Here is an 18124-nt window from a genome sequence, read left to right on the forward strand (position 1 = left end):
GTCCGTGCCCGCGGGTAGTGGGCAGGGCGGCGGAGCCGGGAGCGGCTCCGGACGCGGCGAAGCCGCCGCCACCCCGGGTGGGGCGGCGGCGGCTTCGGGGTTCCGGTCGGGCCCGGTGGATCAGGCCGGCGGCTCGGACCCGGTGGATCAGGCCTTGCGGAGCTGGAAGGCGAGGCCGAGGCCCTCGTCCGAGAAGGTCTCGGACTCCCAGTCGGCGGCGCCCGCCGCGAAGTCGGTGGCCAGCACCTCCTCGGCGACCAGCGGGCCGTGCTCGGCGATCGCCTCGGCGGTCTCCTCGTTGGCGGCCCGCCAGCGCAGCACGATCCGGTCGGCGACGTCGAGGCCGGAGTTCTTCCGGGCCTCCTGGATCTGGCGGATCGCGTCCCGCGCGACGCCCAGGCGCTTGAGCTCCGGGGTGATGTGCAGGTCGAGCGCGACGGTGGCGCCGGACTCGTTGGCGACCGCCCAGCCCTCGCGCGGGGTCTCGGTGATGATCACCTCGTCGGGGCCCAGCTCGATCCGCTCGCCGTTCAGCTCCACGCCGGTGGTGCCTCCCCCGCGCAGCTCGGCGGCGAGCTGCGCGGCGTCGGCGGCGGCGACCGCCTTGGCCACGTCCTGGACGCCCTTGCCGAACCGCTTGCCCAGTGCGCGGAAGTTGGCCTTCGCGGTGGTGTCGACCAGCGAGCCGCCGACCTGCGCCAGCGACTCCAGGGCGGAGACGTTGAGCTCCTCGGCGATCTGCGCGCGCAGGTCGGCCGGCAGCTCCTCCCAGCCCTGGGCGGCGATCAGCGCGCGGTAGAGCGGCTGACGGGTCTTCACGCCGGACTCGGCGCGGGTGGCCCGGCCCAGCTCGACCAGCCGGCGCACCAGCGCCATGTGGCGCGAGAGGTCCGCGTCGATCAGCGCCTCGTCCGCCTCCGGCCAGGTGGCCAGGTGGACCGAGGCCGGGGCGTCCGGGGCGACCGGGACGACGAGGTCCTGCCAGACCTGCTCGGTGATGAACGGGGTGAGCGGGGCCATCAGCCGGGTGACCGTCTCCAGCGCCTCGTGCAGGGTGGCGAGCGCGGCGGCGTCGCCCTGCCAGAAGCGGCGGCGGCCGCGGCGGACGTACCAGTTGGAGAGGTCGTCGACGAAGCCGGAGAGCAGCTTGCCGGCGCGCTGGGTGTCGTAGGCCTCGAAGGCCGCGTCGACCTCGCGGACCAGGGTGTTCAGCTCGGAGAGCACCCAGCGGTCCAGCTGCGGGCGCGCCGCCGGGGCCGGGTCGCTCACGGAGGGCGCCCAGCCGCAGGTGCGGGCGTACAGGGCCTGGAAGGCGACGGTGTTCCAGTAGGTGAGGAGGGTCTTGCGGACCACCTCCTGGATGGTGCCGTGGCCGACCCGGCGGGCCGACCAGGGCGAGCCGCCGGCCGCCATGAACCAGCGCACCGCGTCCGCGCCGTGCTGGTCCATGAGCGGGATCGGCTGCAGGATGTTGCCCAGGTGCTTGGACATCTTGCGGCCGTCCTCGGCCAGGATGTGGCCCAGGCAGACGACGTTCTCGTAGCTGCTCCGGTCGAACACCAGCGTGCCGACGGCCATCAGCGTGTAGAACCAGCCACGGGTCTGGTCGATCGCCTCGGAGATGAACTGCGCCGGGTAGCGCTTCTCGAACAGCTCCTTGTTCTCGTACGGGTAGCCGTACTGGGCGAAGGGCATCGAGCCGGAGTCGTACCAGGCGTCGATCACCTCGGGCACCCGGGTGGCGGTGCCGGAGCACTCGCGGCACGCGAAGGTGACGTCGTCGATGTACGGGCGGTGCGGGTCGAGGCCGCTCTGGTCGGTGCCGGTCAGCTCGGAGAGCTCGGCCAGCGAGCCGACGCAGGTGAGGTGGCCCTCCTCGCAGCGCCAGATCGGCAGCGGGGTGCCCCAGTAGCGGTTACGGCTCAGCGCCCAGTCGATGTTGTTGTTCAGCCAGTCGCCGAAGCGGCCGTGCTTGACGTTCTCCGGGTACCAGTTGGTGGCCTCGTTCTCACGGATCAGCGCGTCCTTGACGGCGGTGGTCCGGATGTACCAGGACGGCTGCGCGTAGTAGAGCAGCGCGGTGTGGCAGCGCCAGCAGTGCGGGTAGCTGTGCTCGTACGGCAGGTGGCGGAAGAGCAGGCCGCGCTCCTTGAGGTCCGCGACCAGGGCCTCGTCCGCCTTCTTGAAGAACTGGCCGCCGACCAGGGGGACCTCGGGTGCGAAGGTGCCGTCGGCGAGCACCGGGTTGACCACCGGCAGGCCGTAGCGGCGGCAGGTCGCGAGGTCGTCCGCGCCGAAGGCGGGGGACTGGTGGACGATGCCGGTGCCGTCCTCGGTGGTGACGTAGTCGGCGTTGAGGACGTAGTGCGCGTTCTCGATCTCGACCAGGTCGAAGGGGCGCCGGTACGTCCAGCGCTCCATCTCGGCGCCGGTGAAGGACTCGCCGGTGGCCTCCCAGCCTTCGCCGAGCGCCTTGGCCAGCAGCGGCTCCGCGACGACCAGCCGCTCGGTGCCGTCGGTGGCCACCACGTAGGTGACCTCGGGGTGGACGGCGGCGGCGGTGTTGGAGACCAGGGTCCACGGGGTGGTCGTCCAGACCAGCAGCGCGGCCTCGCCGGCCAGCGGGCCCGAGGTGAGCGGGAAGCGGACGAACACCGACGGGTCGACGACGGTCTCGTAGCCCTGGGCCAGCTCGTGGTCGGACAGGCCGGTGCCGCAGCGCGGGCACCAGGGGGCGACCCGGTGGTCCTGGACCAGCAGGCCCTTGTCGAAGATCTGCTTGAGCGACCACCAGACCGACTGGACGTAGGACGGGTCCATCGTGCGGTAGGCGTCGTCGAGGTCGACCCAGTAGCCCATCCGCGTGGTCAGCTCGGTGAAGGCGTCGGTGTGGCGGGTCACCGACTCGCGGCACTTGGCGTTGAACTCGGCGATGCCGTACGCCTCGATGTCCTGCTTGCCGGCGAAGCCCAGCTCCTTCTCGACGGCCAGTTCGACCGGGAGGCCGTGGCAGTCCCAGCCGGCCTTGCGGGCGACGTGGTAGCCCTTCATCGTCCGGTAGCGCGGGAAGACGTCCTTGAAGACGCGGGCCTCGATGTGGTGGGCGCCCGGCATGCCGTTGGCGGTCGGCGGGCCCTCGTAGAACACCCACTCGGGGCGGCCCTCGGACTGCTCCAGGCTGCGCTGGAAGACCTTGCCGTCCTGCCAGAAGGACAGGATCCGGTGTTCGAGGGCAGGCAGATCCACCTGCGCGGGGACGGAGTTGTAGGTGGTCATCGCGGCTGTCAACCTCCGGCGGATATGGGCTGGATCCGACGGAGGGACGAGACGGCATGCCGCCCCGCGGTACCACCCTCCTTGGCCGCGATGCTGCTGCGACCCTCTTGTTTTGGGCTTGCTGCCGGGTCTACCGGGCTGCTGGGACCCGCCCAGCGGCCGTTCTTCCGGCGGCTCCGGGGTGATCTTCCCGCCGTGCACACCCCCGGGCTCGCACCGTCCCCGGGTCGCTGGTGGCTGCGTACGTCGGTACTCGTCCCATCTGCGCCTTGCCGGCTCAGTCTATCGGCAGTCGCAAGTCGGTTTGTCCGGCGCCGCCGGGGCGCGCGGTGGCGGTTAGGCGGGGGTGTTCTGGGCACAACTCTGGTCAGCGCGCGGGGCGGGGCGGCTGTGACGGCTGCCTGGGTGGGATCATGGCGAGGCGTCGGTATGTCAGGTTGTGACCGGTTTTGATGGGGATTATCGTTCCGGCACTGGAAGCCGCCGGGAACCGGCGGCTCGATTCGTTCGTAGATGGGGTCGAAGCCATGGCTGATGAGGCAACCGGCGCGGGTACCGTCACCAAGCGGGCTCGCAAGGCCGTGGCAGGCGAACCAGGGGAGGGGACCGTGACCACTACCGCACGGCACAAGACCAGCAACGATTCCGCGCTCGTGGCCCCCGGCCGCACCCGCGCCCCGGCCCCGGCCGCGGTCCGCAGCGGTGGCGCCGAATCGGTGGACCCGGCCGAGCTGCCGGTCCGCCCGGGCGAGGACCCGTGGACCTCGGAGGAGGTGCACGAGCTGCACGCCGAGCTGATCACCGAGTTGGACCGGCTGCAGAACGAGATCGAGGCCGCCGAGGCCGCGATCACCGGGCTGATGCGTGACTCCAACGACGGAGCCGGCGACGACCAGGTGGACGCCGGTACGAAGAACATCTCGCGGGAGAGTGAGCTGGCACTGGCCAACAACGCCAGGGACAGCCTCGCCCAGGTCGAGCGTGCGCTGGCCCGGCTGGAGGGTGTCGGCTTCGGAACGTGCGAGTCCTGCGGCCAGGCCATCGGCAAGGCCCGGATGCAGGCCTTCCCCCGGGCGACGCTCTGCGTCCAGTGCAAGGCCAAGCAGGAACGCCGCTGACCGGGGCGACGCGGGGGGTCGGGCTTGCCGTACGCTCGACCCCGTAACGTCGCCTGACTCGTCGAGGTCGGCGACCACCGGCCCACTCTCCCCCGCCCTTCGGCTCCGGGGGACCCTCATCGGCAGCGGAGCGGATCATCAGTACGCAAGGTTCCCCCCAGACGCGGGACGAGTCCGTCCCGACCCCCGCCGACGCCGTGGAGGAGGCCGTGGCCGAGCCCGGTGAGGTGACCGCTCCGGCGGAGCGCGAGGCGCCGACGGGACGCCGGCGGATCGGCGTCCTGCTGGGCGTCGCGCTGGTCGCGTTCCTGATCGACCTGGGGACCAAGCTGCTGGTGGTCGCCCGGCTGGAGAACCACGCGGCGATCAAGGTGATCGGCGACGTGGTGACCTTCCAGGTGATCCGCAACTCCGGAGCCGCCTTCGGCATGGGGCAGGCGCTGACCATCGTCTTCACGGTGATCGCCGCGTCCGTCATCGTGGTCATCTGGCGAATCGCCCGCCGGCTGTACAGCCTCCCGTGGGCGATCGCGCTCGGGCTGCTGCTCGGCGGGGCGCTGGGCAACCTCACCGACCGGCTGTTCCGCTCGCCGAGCGCGTTCCGCGGCCACGTGGTGGACTTCATCTCCGTCCAGCACTTCGCGGTCTTCAACCTCGCCGACTCGGCGATCGTCTGCGGCGGCATCCTGGTGGTGCTGCTCTCCTTCCGCGGCAGCAACCCGGACGGCACCGTCCACCAGCCGGCCGGCAAGGGCGGGAGCGGCAAGGGCGAGACCGGTGCGGGCGACGCCGACGGGGACCGGCCCGGCCCGACCGCGTAAGGGGCGGGTCCCGCGTCCGGCATACTCGTACGGGTGAGTACCGCAGCGCAGATCCGCAGCCTCCCCGTACCCGACGGCCTGGAGGGCGAGCGTCTCGACGCCGCCCTCGCCCGGATGTTCGGCTTCTCCCGGACGAAGGCCGCCGAGTTGGCCGCCGACGGCAAGGTGACGCTCGACGGCGCCCTGGCCGGAAAGTCGGACCGGGTCACCGCCGGCTCCTGGCTGGAGGTCGAGATCCCGGCCCCCGCCGCGCCCGTGCGGATCGTCGCCGAGCATGTCGAGGGCATGCGCATCGTCCACGACGACGAGGACATCGTGCTCGTCGACAAGCCGGTCGGCGTCGCCGCCCACCCCAGCCCCGGCTGGACCGGCCCGACCGTGATCGGCGGCCTGGCCGCCGCCGGCTACCGGATCTCCACCTCGGGCGCCGCCGAGCGCCAGGGCGTCGTGCACCGGCTCGACGTCGGCACCTCCGGGCTGATGGTGGTCGCCAAGTCCGAGCGTGCCTACACCGACCTCAAGCGGCAGTTCCACGACCGGGTGACCGAGAAGAAGTACCACACGCTGGTGCAGGGCCACCCGGACCCGATGAGCGGCACCGTGGACGCGCCGATCGGGCGCCACCCCAGCTCGGACTGGAAGTGGGCGGTCACCCGCGAGGGCAAGCCGTCCGTCACCCACTACGACCTGATCGAGGCGTACCGGGCCGCCTCGCTGCTCGACATCAAGCTGGAGACCGGCCGCACCCACCAGATCCGGGTGCACATGTCGGCGCTGCGCCACCCCTGCGTGGGCGACCTCACCTACGGCGCGGACCCGACGCTGGCCAAGCGGCTCGGGCTGACCCGGCAGTGGCTGCACGCGGTCTCGCTCGCCTTCGAGCACCCGTCCGACGGCGAGTGGGTGCAGTTCTCCAGCGAGTACCCGGAGGACCTGCGCAAGGCCCTGGACGTCATCGCGGCAGAGAGCTGACATGAGCTCGTTCGCGGTGCGGATCCGGGTGGCCGGGGGCGAGGACGACCTGGCGCTGGTGCGGGGCGTCCGGCACGAGGTGTTCATCGCCGAGCAGGGCGTGCCCGAGGAACTGGAGTACGACGAGCTCGACGCGACCTCCGAGCACCTGCTCGCGGTCGGTCCGCAGGGCGAGCCGCTCGGCACCGCCCGGCTGATCCACGGCCCGCAGGCGCTCGCCCTCACCGGCGGGACGGCCGGCCGCGTGCTGCTCGGCCGGCTCGCGGTGGTGAAGGCGGCGCGCGGCACCGGGCTGGGCGTCGAGCTGGTCCGCGCGGTGGAGGCGGCCGGACGCGAGCGGGGCGCCCGCGAGGTCGAGCTGCACGCGCAGGTGCAGGCGCTGGGCTTCTACGAGCGGCTCGGCTACACGGCCGAGGGGCCCGTCTACGACGACGCCGGGATCCCGCACCGGACCATGACCCGGGTGCTGCTCTAGAGGAGCCGGCGCTCCTTCGTGCGCGGCCGGGGGAGCGCCCCCGGGGCTCGTCGCGTAGCTGGGCGACCAGCTGGGCGCGGACGGCGGTGGGGCGGTACGTGCGCCCGGTGCCCGGGCGCGGTCGGGGGAATCGACGCGCTCCGGCCCGGGCGGCTTTATCGGACGCCTACCGGCGCGCCGGATACGATCACCGACCATGGAGCTCGGTGGGGCGTGGCGCCGGTGGCGCGGCCGCAAGGCGGCAGCCGGACGGAGAGTGCTGGCCGGTGCGGTGGCCCTGGTGGCCGTGGCCGGAGTCGGTACGGCGGTGGCCGTGACGGCGGGCGGGGGCGAGGCGGTCCGTCAGGAGGATCGTTTCCTCAGCATGCCGGAGACGCCCGGCAGTGACGCCCCGGTCCAGCTGGACACCTCGTTCTTCACCACCGGTACGGGCCCCCGCCCGGCGGTCCTGCTCGCCCACGGCTTCGGGGGCTCCAAGGAGGGCGAGCGCGAGCGCGCCCGGCAGCTGGCCCGGCAGGGCTATGCGGTGCTGACCTGGTCGGCGCGCGGCTTCGGCCACTCCGGCGGCCGGATCGGTCTCAACGCGCCCGACCGCGAGGTCGAGGACGTCCGGCACCTGGTCGACTGGCTGGCCCAGCGGCCCGAGGTGCGGCTGGACGGCCCGGGCGACCCGCGGGTCGGCATCACCGGCGCCTCGTACGGCGGGGCGGTGGCGCTGCTCGGCTCCGCCTACGACACCCGGATCGACGCCGTGGCCAGCCAGATCACCTGGTGGAACCTGGCCGACGCGCTGTTCCCCCAGGGCGTGCAGGGCTCGGGCGCGGCGGACGGCGTGTTCAAGAAGCTCTGGGCCGGCATCTTCTTCACCACCGGATCGGCGGGCGACCTCGGCCCCTCGGGCGAGGCGCCGCGCGGCGGCACCGGCCCGCAGCGGACCCCGGGCGAGGCGGCGGACGCCGCGGTCGGCTGCGGGCGCTTCCTGGACGAGCTCTGCCGGATGTACGACCGGGTCGCGACCGCCGGGCACGCCGATCCGGAGGCCGTGGCGCTGCTGGAGCGCTCCAGCCCGTCCTCGGTGGCCGGGCGGCTCAAGGCGCCCACCCTGGTCGTCCAGGGGCAGCAGGACTCGCTGTTCCCGCTCGACCAGGGCGACGCGATCGCCCGGGCGGTCGCGGCCAACGGCGCGCCGGTCGCGGTGGACTGGTTCGCGGGCGGCCACGACGGCGGTACCGACACCAGCGCCCGGGTGGACGACCGGGTCGGAGCCTGGTTCGACACCTACCTGAAGCAGGGCTCGAAGGGGCAGGGCCCGGCCGGCGACACCGGCCCGGCGTTCCGGGTCACCCGCACCGGCGGGGTCGACTCCACCGGATTCCAGGCCGTGCTGCGCGGCGCCTCCGCCGACGCCTACCCGGGCCTGGAGGGCACCGGCTCGCGGCAGCTGGAGCTGACCGGCGGAACGGCCGGCGCCGAGCAGACCTTCGCCAACCCGCCCGGCGGCGCCCCGCCCAACATCTCCGCGCTGCCCGGCGTCGGCGCGCTCAGCCAGGCCGCCGCGCTCGGCGGCGGGCTCTCGCTCGACTTCCCCGGTCAGCACGCCGGGTTCGACTCCGCGCCGCTGGACCGGCAGCTGCACCTGACCGGGCAGCCGACGGTCGCGGTGACCGTCCGGGCCGACCGGCCGGACGCGGTGCTCTTCGCCAAGCTGTACGACGTCGCTCCGGACGGCAAGCAGAGCCTGCCGCAGCAGCTGTCCGCACCGCTCCGGGTGACCGGCGCGGACGCGCCCGGCGGCCGGACCGTCACGGTGGCGCTGCCCGCCGTGGACCACACCTTCGCCACCGGGCACCGGCTGCGGCTGGTGCTCGCCTCGACCGACCTGGCGTACGCCTCGCCGCCCGAACCGGCTACCTACCGGGCGGCCCTGGCCGGTCCGCTCACCGTGCCGACCGTCGACGAGCTGGTCACCGAGGCCGCGCCGCTGCCCGCCCGGACCTGGGTGCTGCCGCTGGTCGCCGTCGCGGTGGCGGCCGCCCTGCTGCTGGTGCCGCGCCTGCGCCGGCGCGGGCGGACCGCCGGCGGGCCGGCCTACGACCCGGCGCTGGCGGGCGTGCCGCTGCAGATCACCGGCCTCGGCAAGCGTTACAAGGGCGCCACCGACCGGTACGCCGTCCGGGACGTGGGCTTCCGGGTGGAGCAGGGCCAGGTGCTCGGACTGCTCGGGCCCAACGGCGCCGGCAAGACCACCACGCTGCGGATGCTGATGGGCCTGATCCGGCCCGACGCCGGGGAGATCAGGATCTTCGGCCACCTGGTGCGGCCCGGCGCGCCGGTGCTCTCCCGGGTCGGCGCCTTCGTCGAGGGCGCCGGATTCCTGCCGCACCTCAGCGGCCGGGCCAACCTGCGGCTGTACTGGCAGGCCACCGGCCGACCGGAGGCGGACGCGCACCTGGCGGAGGCGCTCGCCATCGCCGGGCTCGGCGAGGCACTGGACCGGGCGGTTCGCACCTACTCGCAGGGCATGCGGCAGCGCCTGGCCATCGCCCAGGCCATGCTCGGCCTCCCGGACCTGCTGATCCTGGACGAGCCGACCAACGGGCTCGACCCGCCGCAGATCCGCGAGATGCGCGAGGTGATGGTGCGCTACGCCGCCGCCGGGCGGACCGTCATCGTCTCCAGCCACCTGCTGGCGGAGGTGGAGCAGAGCTGCACCGACCTGGTGGTGATGGACCGCGGCCGGCTGGTCACCGCCGGCGCCGTCGCCGAGATCGTCGGCGCGGGCGAGCAGCTGCTGATCGGCACGCCCGCCTCGTTCGGGTCCAACGAGCTGGCGGCGGCCGCCGACAAGGTGGCCGCGCTGGCGGGCGTCGGCTCGGCGGAGCCGGTGGAGGGCGGGCTGCTCGTGCGGCTGGACGGCATGGCGGCCAGCCAGTTGCTGGCCGAGCTGGTGCGCCTGGGAGTGCCGGTGGAGCGGGCCGGGCCGCACCGCCGGCTGGAGGACGCGTTCCTGTCGCTGATCGGAGGTACGGCGTGAGCGCCGTTGTGTCACCGGACCACGCGTCCGGGTACCGGGCCGGCCGGACGCTGCCGCTGCGGGTCGAGGCCATGCGCCAGCTGCGGCGCCGGCGCACCCTGGTGATCGGCGGGGTGCTGGCCGCGATGCCCTTCGTCATCCTGGCGGCGTTCCAGATCGGTGGCACGCCGGGCCGGGCCGACCGGACCAGCTTCATCGAGCTGGCCACCGCCTCCGGCCCGAACTTCGCGACCACCCTGCTCTTCATGGGCACCGGCTTCCTGCTGGTGATCCCGGTCGCGCTGTTCTGCGGGGACACCGTGGCCTCGGAGGCCAGCTGGTCCTCGCTGCGCTACCTGCTGGCCGCGCCGGTGCCCCGGGCCCGGTTGCTGGCCCGCAAGTTCGCGGTGGGGCTGGCCTTCTCGGCGGCGGCCGTGGTGCTGCTGCCGGCGATCGGCCTGCTGGTCGGCACCGCCGCGTACGGCTGGGGGGACCTCAAGCTGCCCGCGGGGGCGAGCCTGTCGGCGGGGGAGGCGCTGCCGCGGCTGGCGCTCGCGGTCGCGTTCGTCTTCCTGAGCGAGGTCGTGGTCGCGGCGCTGGCGTTCTGGCTCTCCACCGCCACCGACGCGCCGCTGGGCGCGGTCGGCGGAGCGGTGTTCGCCTCGATCGTCACCGGGGTGCTGGACGCCGTCACCGCCCTCGGCGACCTGCGCGAATGGCTGCCCGCGCACTGGCAGTACGCGTGGGCGGACGCCCTGCAGCCGCAGTTGGAGTGGGGCGGCATGGTGCAGGGCGTCTCGCTGTCGCTCTCCTACGCGGTGGTGCTGCTGGCGCTGGCGTTCCGCGGCTTCGCCCGCAAGGACGTGGTGTCCTGAGGGGTGCGCCGGGCGGCGCACCCCTCAGGGGCGGTCACTTGACGGGGGAGTAGACCCGCTCGATCTGCTGCGTGCCGGACCTGGTGCGGTAGGAGCGCGTCCACGTGGTGGTGGCGTCCTTGCGGGTGCGGTCGGACAGCACGTAGTAGTCCATCTGCGTCCGGTCCGGGGTGATGTCCAGGACGCCGTAGCCGTGCGAGTCCAGGTCGACCCACTTGACGTGCGGGTTGGCCGACTTGATCGCGGCGGCCGCCACCAGCGAGAGGGTCTGCGGGGCGACCTTGAGGACGTCGTCGATGTTGTCCGACGTCACCGAGGTGACCACGAACTCGGTGGCCGCGCTGCCGGAGAGCGGGTAGGTGGCGGCCTCGTGCGGGACGTCCGACGCCCAGGCGGAGTGGATGTCGCCGGTCAGGAAGACGGTGTTGGTGATGCCGTTCGACGTGAGGTGGCCGAGCAGCTCGCGGCGGTCGTGGGTGTAGCCGTCCCACTGGTCGGTGTTGATCGCGAGGCCCTCGCCGGGCAGGCCGAGCAGCTTGGCCAGCGGGCGCAGCAGGTAGTCGGGCAGCGAGAAGAAGGCGACCGGGGAGATCATCACCTCGTTGCCGATCAGCCGCCAGGTGGTGTCGGAGGCGGTGAGCCCGGCCTTCAGCCAGTCCATCTGGGCGCGGCCGGTGAGGCTGCGGTCGGCCGAGTCGACGTCGCCGTTGCCGACCTTCACCTGCTCCGAGCGGAACGAGCGCTGGTCCATCAGGTGGAGGTCGGCCAGCTTGCCGTAGCGCAGGCGGCGGTAGGTCGTGCCGGCGATCGAGGGGCGGACCGGCATCCACTCGAAGTAGGCCTGCTTGGCGGCGGCCATCCGGCCGGCCCATTCGCCCTCGGTACCGGGGGTGTGGTTCTCGGCGCCGCCGGACCAGGCGTCGTTGGCGAACTCGTGGTCGTCCCAGATCGCGATGGTCGGGACCTGCGCGTGCAGCGCCTGGAGGTCCTCGTCGGTCTTGTAGCGGCCGTGCCGGGTGCGGTAGTCGGCGAGGGAGAGGATCTCGTGGGCGGGGGCGTGCGGGCGCACGACCGTGCCGCGGGCGCAGAACTCGCCGGTCTTGTACTCGTAGATGTAGTCGCCGAGGAAGAGGAAGGCGTCCAGGTCGCCGCGGGCGGCGAGGTGGCGGTAGGCGGAGAAGTAGCCGGCCTCCCAGTTGGCGCAGGACGCGACGCCGAGGCGCAGGCGGGCGAGGGCGGCGTCGGTGGCCGGGGTGGTGTGGGTGCGGCCGACCGGGGAGACGGTGCCGCCCGCGGTGAAGCGGTACCAGTAGAGGGTGTCCGGGGTCAGGCCGCGGACGTCGGCCTTGACGGTGTGGTCGGCGGCGGCGGTGGCCGTCACCGTGCCGCTCGCCGCGATCCGGGTGAAGCCCTTGTCGGTGGCGAGCTCCCAGCGGACCTCGGTGTCGGGGCCCGTGGCGGAGCCGGGGACGGCCTCGGGGGTCGGGGTGACCCTGGTCCAGAGCAGGACGCCGTCGGGGAGCGGGTCGCCGGAGGCGACGCCGTGGAGGAACTGGGGGGCGGTCGCGGCCGAGGCCGCGGAGCCGAACGCGAGCGGCAGGGCGGCGGCGCCGGCCGCGATCGCGGTGGCCTTCAGCACCTGACGACGGTGCGGGCGGGCAGCGGTCATGTCATCGACAAGGTCAGTCACGGCCGACAGGCTACCGGTCGGTAACGACCTGTTCCATATGTTGAACTGACTGTTTGTCGCCGATTCACCGGCGCGTGACGTCCCGCCACCGGGGCGCGGGCAGGACGCCACCCGGCGGCCATGCGCGATGATGGGGGAGCCCCTGCCCACCCTGCAAGGAAGTTCGACCGTGGCCCAGATCCTGCTCCTCCACTCCGTCTACGGCCTGCGCCCCGCCGTCCACGCCGCCGCCGACCGGCTGCGCGCCGCCGGGCACACCGTGCACACCCCGGACCTGTTCGACGGGAGGACCTTCGACGACGTCGAGGAGGCCACGGCGTACAAGGAGGAGCTCGGCAGCGACGAACTGCTGCGCCGGGCCGTCGGCGCCGCCGCCCCGCTGCTGGGCTCGGGAGCCGCGCTCGTCTACGCCGGCTTCTCGCTCGGCGGCTCGCTCGCCCAGAACCTGGCGCTCGCCGACGAGAAGGCGCTCGGCCTGCTCCTCCTGCACGGCACCTCCGACATCCGCGAGGACGCCGCCACCTCGATCCCGGTCCAGCTGCACATCGCCGAGCCGGACCCGTTCGAGCCCGAGGACTGGCTGAACGCCTGGTACCTGGGCATGCGCAAGGCCGGCGCCGACGTCGAGGTGCACCGCTACCGGGGCGCGGGACACGTCTTCACCGACCCGGAGCTGCCCGACTACGACGCCGAGGCGGCGGACCGGGCGTGGGCGGTCGCCCTGGAGTTCCTGGCGGAGCTGGACGAGCAGGCGGCCTGAGGCGGTCCCGTACGGGCATCCGTGGGGCCCCTCCCCGGCCGCCCGCGGAGGCGTCGTCAGACCGGGGGCACGGCTGACCCGTGCGGGCGGCCCTCCCCGACGGGGGAGGATGGGCCCATGGCGATGAGTGACGGGCGGTACGCGCCGGCGGCGACGCTGTTCGGGCTGGTGCAGCGGGGGCGGGGGCTCGGGGCGCGGATGGCGCTGGAGGATCCGACGGCGGTCGCCGAGCTGGTGCGGGGGTGCGTGCGGTGGGACTGGCGGTGGGACCCGGCCGACCGGCGGGGGCTGTACCTGGCGCGGCTGGTCAGGGACGCCGGCCTGCCGATCGGGCCGCTGGCGGACCTGCTGGCCGTGGACGAGGACACCTGTGAGCGGGCCACCGGGGTGCTGGAACTGCTGGCGCTGGGTGGCTCGGCCGAGGCCCGGGAGGCGCTGCGGGCGCATGTGCGCGAGGGGGAGTACGGGCGGACCGCGCTGGAGTCCGTGGCCGCCGGCGGTCGGCATCCGGGGCCGGCCGAGCACGGGGAGGTCGAGGACGTTCCCGTGCTCGTCGCCGCGCTGGAACGGGACTGGGTGGAGCGGCGGTGGTGTGGGCCGCTGGACACGGCGCGCCAGCTGGCGCGGTTCGGGCCGGCGGCCAGGGACGCGGTCTCGCTGCTGCGGCGGTTCTGGCTGTGGACGCCGCACTCGTCCGAGCGCGCCGGCTATCTGGAGGCACTGGCCGCCATCGACCCGACGGGCCTGGACGCGGTGTACGTGGAGTGCCTCTGGGACTGCGAGGACGACGCCCGGATGCTGGGGATCGCGCACGCGCCGGACGGGCCGGACGTCCGGGCGCGGCTGGCGTACCTGCGGGACGACCCGATGGAGGTGCCGGAGGTCGGGGCCGCCGCCGGGGCGCGGCTGGCGGCCCTGACCCCGTAGGGCCTACCGGCCGGGGATGCGGCCGTTGCGGTACAGGTCGACGAAGAGCTGGTGGTCCTGGCGGGCCCGGGCGCCGTACGCGTGGGCGAAGTCGACCAGCATCGCGGTGAAGCCGGCCTCGTCGTGGGAGATCGCGGCGTCGATGGCGTGCTCGGTGGAGAACGGCACCAGGGTGTGGCCGCTGGAGGACTCGTCGGCGGCCGCGTGCATGGTGGCGGTGGCGCGGCCGAGGTACTCGGTGACGGCGAGCAGCTCGTCCAGCTCGTTGAGGTCCGTCCAGTCGAGGTCGGTGGTGTAGGGGGAGACCTCGGCCACCAGCTGGCCGCGCCCGCGCAGGGTGGTGTGGCCGAGCCACGGGTCGCTGTGCGCCTGGAGAGCGCGCTGGGAGATGACCGTGCGGTGGCCCTCGTGCTCGAAGTAGCCGGCGATCGCCGGGTCGGTGACGTGCCGGGCGACGGCGGGCGACTGGCCCTGCTTCATGTAGATGATCACGTCGTTCTCCAGCGCGTCGGTGGCGCCCCTACCTGCGCCTCCTCGTCGGCGAACGCTCCCGGCTGTACGACCTGCTCATCGAGTACGGACCCCGCGACCACCAACTCACCCGACACCTCCTGGAAGTCGCGGGCCAGACGGTGACGGACATCTCCGCCGAACTGCACAAACTGCTCACGGACCCGACCTGGCCCGCAGAACTGCGCGACGCCGCACGGCGCACCGTGTCCTGGGCCGGCCGTGACGGCGCCAACCTCCGCTGGGAGACGCTCTACGAAGACACCGCGGCGTCCTGAGACATCCGGCTGAAGCCCGGTGGGACCGCCGGGCACCATCGGGAGCGACGGCCGCCGCTCGGCTCGCCGCCCCCTGGTGCTGCTGAGCCTGTCAGAGTCGCCGTTGGTGAGGACCACGGATCACACCGAGCAATAACGGCCGTCCGCCAGCAGCAGCTGGCGGACGGCCGGCACGTGTGGCCGATACACCGTCACTCCCTGGCCACAACGGTCAGTAGCTCCGGGTCGGGCCGGTGCCGCGGTGCTCCTCGACGGGGATCGGGCTGACGCCCGGTGCCAACGCTTCTGTTAGCGATACCGACGGCGTACAAGCAGCACCACCGCAGCACGTAGGTGACAACAAGACTCGGCAGTCCGAGTCTCTTCCTACCGCCTCAAGTTGGCGCCAGGCCAGGTCAGCTGGCAGTGACAGTGACAACTACTGGCAGCAGTCGCAGTTGCCACCGCAACACCTGGCTCTATTTGGAGAAGAACGTCCCCGTGGAGACGAAGTCCGGGCCCGGCAGCGCGTTTTACCCTCCTGCTGAGGTCGAGATCACCTCGGAGGAGGACGGCATGGTCACAGTGCCGCTGGCCGGTACGTCGCTGGCCGCGGTGCTGAGGTGGTGCCGTGAGGCGCAGGACACCACCTCGCTCACCCCGTGGATTGAGCTGGACTCGTCCATCGGCCGCCGTGTCGGCGCGGCGATCGCCGAGGCAATGGAGCGTCTGGTGCCGTCGGTCGGCTCCGATGAGCCCACCGCTGTCGTCTATCTGGACGACCGGATCGCTGAGAAGAGCGCCAAGAGGTAGGTCGGTCCCGCCCTCTACGCACGGACAGGCAGTGGCTCGAGGGTGGGCTCGGCGGAGGCGGGCAGCGAGAGGCTGCGGTGGGCCAGGGCCTGCTCGCACCGGCGGCGCCCGGCGGCGGGCCCGCCAGGGGAGGTAATGGCGGCCGCAGCTGAGGCGGCGCGCGCACGCGGCGACAGGTGTCGGCCTGTCGGGACTCCCTTCAGCGAGGGTCAGTGTTGGGCGGCCCGCAGCAGTTGCTGCGTGGTCCATCCGTCCCCGGCCGGGGTGAGGGCGTTGATCCGGTCGTCGGCGAGGTCCACGAGGAGCTTGGGCTGGGCCGCCCCGTCCTCGACCAGAAGAGTCTGGGGGTGCCCGTCGGTCGTGACGACGCTGGTGGCACCGCACTGAGTCAGGTGGTCACGGAAGCGGGCCAGGGCAGCGGGCGCTTCGGTGGGGCGGAGCTTGAGTACCTGTTGGGTCAGGCCCTGGCCTGCGCCGCCTCCGGTGATGGTCGACTTGATCCAGGTGTCGACGCCCGCCGCGCGCAGCCGGGCGGCGTGGAGCTCGTCGGTGGCGCTCCACGGGAATTCCGCCGGGTCGCACGAGGTGGAGGGTGCCGCGGGCGCCGCGGGGCAGCTCGCGGACAGGGTCACGGAGGCCTCGGAGCGGCTGTAGGGGGCCGTGGGCCAGACGTTCTCGGGGCGCAGGAGTTCGCCGTCCGGGGCGTGGTACTCGGCGGTGCACGCGACGGCCCGGGTGGGGGACGCCGCTTCGTGGGTGGGCTTGTCGGTGGTGCAGGCCGCCAGGGTCACCAGGGCGGACAGGGTGGCGAGCAGGGCCGGTGCGGTGCGGTGGTTCATCGGTCTCCCCCGTGGCGAATGGGTGCGGTGGCGGTGCGGTGGCGACGTGGTGCCCGGCCTGCCGGGCACCACGTCGGGGCGGTCAGGCGTTGCGGACCTCGGAGAAGCGCTCCGGCGCGCTGGCGGTGGCCCACGTGGTGCTGGTCTGGCAGTTGCTGTAGGTGTGGACGACGCGGACGCTGAAACGGCGCTGGATGATGCCGTCGCGGTAGCTGACGGTCGTCCACGCCGGCACGTTCACCGTGAAGGTCTCGGTGGCCGAAAGCGTCACGGAGGCGGTGACGGACAAGCCCAGCTTGGCCTGGACCTCGGCGACGAACACGTCGGCGCTGACCTGGATCTCGGCGCTGGCGGTCGCGCTCAGGCTGGCGCTCTTGGTCCGCGAGATCGCCCGGCTGATCGAGGCACCGGAGCTGTTGGAGATGGTGCCGCTGTCGTAAGAGTTCCAGTCCCAGCCGATCTGCTCGTAGTAGCGGTTCGTCACCTGCTCGCAGAAGTCGCTGGTCGGCGCCGGCTTCACATCCGCCGCAAACGCCGGGGCCGCCCCCAAGACCCCTGCCAGGAGGACACCGGCGAACACGCCGGCGACAGCCTTCTTCATCATCGGATTCCCCTCCCAGTACCGACCCCGATTGGGTCGGACACATAGGACCCTAGGAGTTCGACGGTCGATTGTGGGCGAAACTTGAGGAGTAGTTGAGCATGGCATGCCAAGTGATAGGCCGCCCTCCCTTTCACGACCGCCCATCACGACAGAGCGAAGCCACTGAACCGGCGCCCACTACGCGACGCGCAGGACCCTAGACACGTAGACAGCTTCCCTCCGCCGCGCATCTGTCCGGTGTCGCCCCTCCGGTACTGCTAGCCGACCGGTTCGGGGTCAAGCACCGGCTACCGGTCGCGCCGACGGGCGGCATGCGGGTCGAGGGCGGACTTGCCGCTGGAAGTCCTGCAGAGACTTCCCTCCATCGCGCCGCAGGACTCACAGGCCGTTACGGCCGCAACCTGTGCATGCAGGCCCAGACGCCGCCGCGGTGTGTGGACGGAGCCGGCCGCGCTCCGGTCCCGCCGCTGGCACTGCTCCCCCGCCTCGGCGTGACAGTAAGGACACTCCCCTTCGAGGGCAGCGACCTCTTCCGCGCGTCGCCGCTCCTCGGCGGCCTTCACCGCGGCGTCGCGCGCTCGCTGGGCGGCTTCCTCTTCCGCACGGCGAGCCCGTTCGATCCGTTCCCATGTGTGTGGGTGGTTGGGGCACTCGCCGTTGACCACGAGGTTCCACTGGCAGCCGGTGCCCTTCTTCGTTCTGGCGCCGCACCGGTTGGCTTCATGGCCTTCACCGTGGTGGGGGCAGGGCTCCGTGCTGATGTTGAACTTGCAGGGCCTCTTCGTCGACGCACCGACAGCCCGGCACAGCCGGGGGTTGATGCCTTCCTCCCCGGCCTGGGCGAAACGTTCGGCCAGCTCCGGCCATCTAGGGGAGGTGGCGGCCCATCGCCACCACTCGGGGGACGCGTTGACTTTGGTCCAACCCGTTCCGTCGGTGCCGTATGCCGCCGGAATCAGTGGCTCGGCGTACCCCCGTGGCGCCGGCACCACAGCGGTGTCATCGGTCATGGAGGGAGCGTAGCGCCGCCCGCGCCTTCCGCCTTCCCGCCGTCAACACGGCGTCAAGGTTCAGCCCTTAGTGGTCGACACTCGAAGTCCTTCGGGGGTTGACTGCAGAGTCGGTGTGGTGCCTGGTGTCCTGACTTGCCGGATCGCCACTGCGTTTTTCCGAA

The 18124-nt window shown here is 72.8% G+C and carries 15 protein-coding genes and 1 pseudogene; 10 read left to right on the forward strand and 6 right to left on the reverse strand.

What is annotated here, in order from left to right; genetic code table 11:
- Nucleotides 1–147: 147 nt before the first annotated feature.
- Nucleotides 148–3276 carry an isoleucine--tRNA ligase gene (gene ileS, locus AB0J08_RS07225; RefSeq protein ID WP_360628217.1) on the reverse strand — a complete coding sequence of 1043 codons (3129 nt, stop codon included), beginning with the start codon at nt 3274–3276 and terminating at the stop codon, nt 148–150.
- 608 nt (nt 3277–3884) lie between these two features.
- Here ileS and AB0J08_RS07230 point away from each other — a divergent pair.
- The 6 genes from AB0J08_RS07230 to AB0J08_RS07255 all read left to right on the forward strand — a co-directional run bounded on the left by AB0J08_RS07230 (nt 3885) and on the right by AB0J08_RS07255 (nt 10550).
- Nucleotides 3885–4394, forward strand: a complete 510-nt coding sequence (locus tag AB0J08_RS07230; RefSeq protein ID WP_360628220.1) for a TraR/DksA family transcriptional regulator — start codon at nt 3885–3887, stop codon at nt 4392–4394.
- 209 nt (nt 4395–4603) lie between these two features.
- On the forward strand, nt 4604–5215 hold the full coding sequence (gene lspA / locus AB0J08_RS07235) for a signal peptidase II (protein ID WP_360628223.1): 612 nt from the start codon (nt 4604–4606) through the stop codon (nt 5213–5215).
- 33 nt (nt 5216–5248) lie between these two features.
- Nucleotides 5249–6187 carry an RluA family pseudouridine synthase gene (locus AB0J08_RS07240; RefSeq protein WP_360628226.1) on the forward strand — a complete coding sequence of 313 codons (939 nt, stop codon included), beginning with the start codon at nt 5249–5251 and terminating at the stop codon, nt 6185–6187.
- A gap of 1 nt (nt 6188) precedes the next feature.
- Nucleotides 6189–6662 carry a GNAT family N-acetyltransferase gene (locus AB0J08_RS07245; protein WP_360628229.1) on the forward strand — a complete coding sequence of 158 codons (474 nt, stop codon included), beginning with the start codon at nt 6189–6191 and terminating at the stop codon, nt 6660–6662.
- A 196-nt stretch (nt 6663–6858) separates the two neighbouring features.
- Nucleotides 6859–9696: an alpha/beta fold hydrolase gene (locus AB0J08_RS07250; RefSeq protein WP_360628232.1), complete on the forward strand. Its 2838-nt coding sequence runs from the start codon at nt 6859–6861 to the stop codon at nt 9694–9696.
- On the forward strand, nt 9693–10550 hold the full coding sequence (locus tag AB0J08_RS07255; protein WP_360628235.1) for an ABC transporter permease: 858 nt from the start codon (nt 9693–9695) through the stop codon (nt 10548–10550). The genes AB0J08_RS07250 and AB0J08_RS07255 overlap by 4 nt, the downstream gene beginning before the upstream one ends.
- A gap of 34 nt (nt 10551–10584) precedes the next feature.
- On the opposite strand, the gene AB0J08_RS07260 is transcribed toward AB0J08_RS07255, so the two are convergent.
- Nucleotides 10585–12219 (reverse strand): alkaline phosphatase D family protein, encoded by a 1635-nt coding sequence (locus tag AB0J08_RS07260; protein ID WP_360628286.1) that lies wholly within the window; start codon nt 12217–12219, stop codon nt 10585–10587.
- Between the two features lie 151 nt (nt 12220–12370).
- Here AB0J08_RS07260 and AB0J08_RS07265 point away from each other — a divergent pair, with 151 nt between their 5' ends.
- Complete coding sequence (locus AB0J08_RS07265) at nt 12371–13000, forward strand: dienelactone hydrolase family protein (protein WP_360628289.1); 630 nt, start codon at nt 12371–12373, stop codon at nt 12998–13000.
- Between the two features lie 117 nt (nt 13001–13117).
- Nucleotides 13118–13927: a hypothetical protein gene (locus tag AB0J08_RS07270; protein ID WP_360628238.1), complete on the forward strand. Its 810-nt coding sequence runs from the start codon at nt 13118–13120 to the stop codon at nt 13925–13927.
- Nucleotides 13928–13930: 3 nt separating this feature from the next.
- Here AB0J08_RS07270 and AB0J08_RS07275 read toward each other — a convergent pair.
- Nucleotides 13931–14440 (reverse strand): annotated as a pseudogene (locus AB0J08_RS07275) (DUF2252 family protein); the annotation flags it as partial.
- A 119-nt stretch (nt 14441–14559) separates the two neighbouring features.
- On the opposite strand from AB0J08_RS07275, the gene AB0J08_RS07280 reads away from it, so the two are divergent.
- Nucleotides 14560–14715 (forward strand): hypothetical protein, encoded by a 156-nt coding sequence (locus AB0J08_RS07280; RefSeq protein ID WP_360628241.1) that lies wholly within the window; start codon nt 14560–14562, stop codon nt 14713–14715.
- A 462-nt stretch (nt 14716–15177) separates the two neighbouring features.
- Nucleotides 15178–15507, forward strand: coding sequence for a hypothetical protein (locus AB0J08_RS07285; protein ID WP_360628244.1), 330 nt, complete (start codon nt 15178–15180; stop codon nt 15505–15507).
- A 209-nt stretch (nt 15508–15716) separates the two neighbouring features.
- Here the strand turns inward: AB0J08_RS07285 and AB0J08_RS07290 are convergent, their stop codons facing one another.
- The 3 genes from AB0J08_RS07290 to AB0J08_RS07300 all read right to left on the reverse strand — a co-directional run bounded on the left by AB0J08_RS07290 (nt 15717) and on the right by AB0J08_RS07300 (nt 17960).
- Complete coding sequence (locus AB0J08_RS07290) at nt 15717–16346, reverse strand: hypothetical protein (protein WP_360628247.1); 630 nt, start codon at nt 16344–16346, stop codon at nt 15717–15719.
- Nucleotides 16347–16428: 82 nt separating this feature from the next.
- A complete protein-coding gene (locus AB0J08_RS07295) occupies nt 16429–16950 on the reverse strand; it encodes a hypothetical protein (RefSeq protein WP_360628250.1) in 522 nt (173 codons plus the stop codon).
- 287 nt (nt 16951–17237) lie between these two features.
- On the reverse strand, nt 17238–17960 hold the full coding sequence (locus AB0J08_RS07300) for a hypothetical protein (protein ID WP_360628253.1): 723 nt from the start codon (nt 17958–17960) through the stop codon (nt 17238–17240).
- Between the last annotated feature and the right edge of the window lie 164 nt (nt 17961–18124).

Origin of the sequence: Kitasatospora sp. NPDC050463, assembly GCF_040655255.1 — a bacterium.
Classification (GTDB): Bacteria; Actinomycetota; Actinomycetes; order Streptomycetales; family Streptomycetaceae; genus Kitasatospora.

What these genes read in the sequence shown, in the direction of transcription:
- ileS (WP_360628217.1), bottom strand. Translation starts at nt 3,276, where the DNA reads ATGACCACCTACAACTCCGTCCCCGCGCAGGTGGATCTGCCTGCCCTC.
- AB0J08_RS07245 (WP_360628229.1), top strand. Translation starts at nt 6,189, where the DNA reads ATGAGCTCGTTCGCGGTGCGGATCCGGGTGGCCGGGGGCGAGGACGAC.
- AB0J08_RS07250 (WP_360628232.1), top strand. Translation starts at nt 6,859, where the DNA reads ATGGAGCTCGGTGGGGCGTGGCGCCGGTGGCGCGGCCGCAAGGCGGCA.
- AB0J08_RS07260 (WP_360628286.1), bottom strand. Translation starts at nt 12,219, where the DNA reads ATGACCGCTGCCCGCCCGCACCGTCGTCAGGTGCTGAAGGCCACCGCG.
- AB0J08_RS07265 (WP_360628289.1), top strand. Translation starts at nt 12,371, where the DNA reads ATGGGGGAGCCCCTGCCCACCCTGCAAGGAAGTTCGACCGTGGCCCAG.
- AB0J08_RS07270 (WP_360628238.1), top strand. Translation starts at nt 13,118, where the DNA reads ATGGCGATGAGTGACGGGCGGTACGCGCCGGCGGCGACGCTGTTCGGG.
- AB0J08_RS07290 (WP_360628247.1), bottom strand. Translation starts at nt 16,346, where the DNA reads ATGAACCACCGCACCGCACCGGCCCTGCTCGCCACCCTGTCCGCCCTG.
- AB0J08_RS07295 (WP_360628250.1), bottom strand. Translation starts at nt 16,950, where the DNA reads ATGATGAAGAAGGCTGTCGCCGGCGTGTTCGCCGGTGTCCTCCTGGCA.
- AB0J08_RS07300 (WP_360628253.1), bottom strand. Translation starts at nt 17,960, where the DNA reads ATGACCGATGACACCGCTGTGGTGCCGGCGCCACGGGGGTACGCCGAG.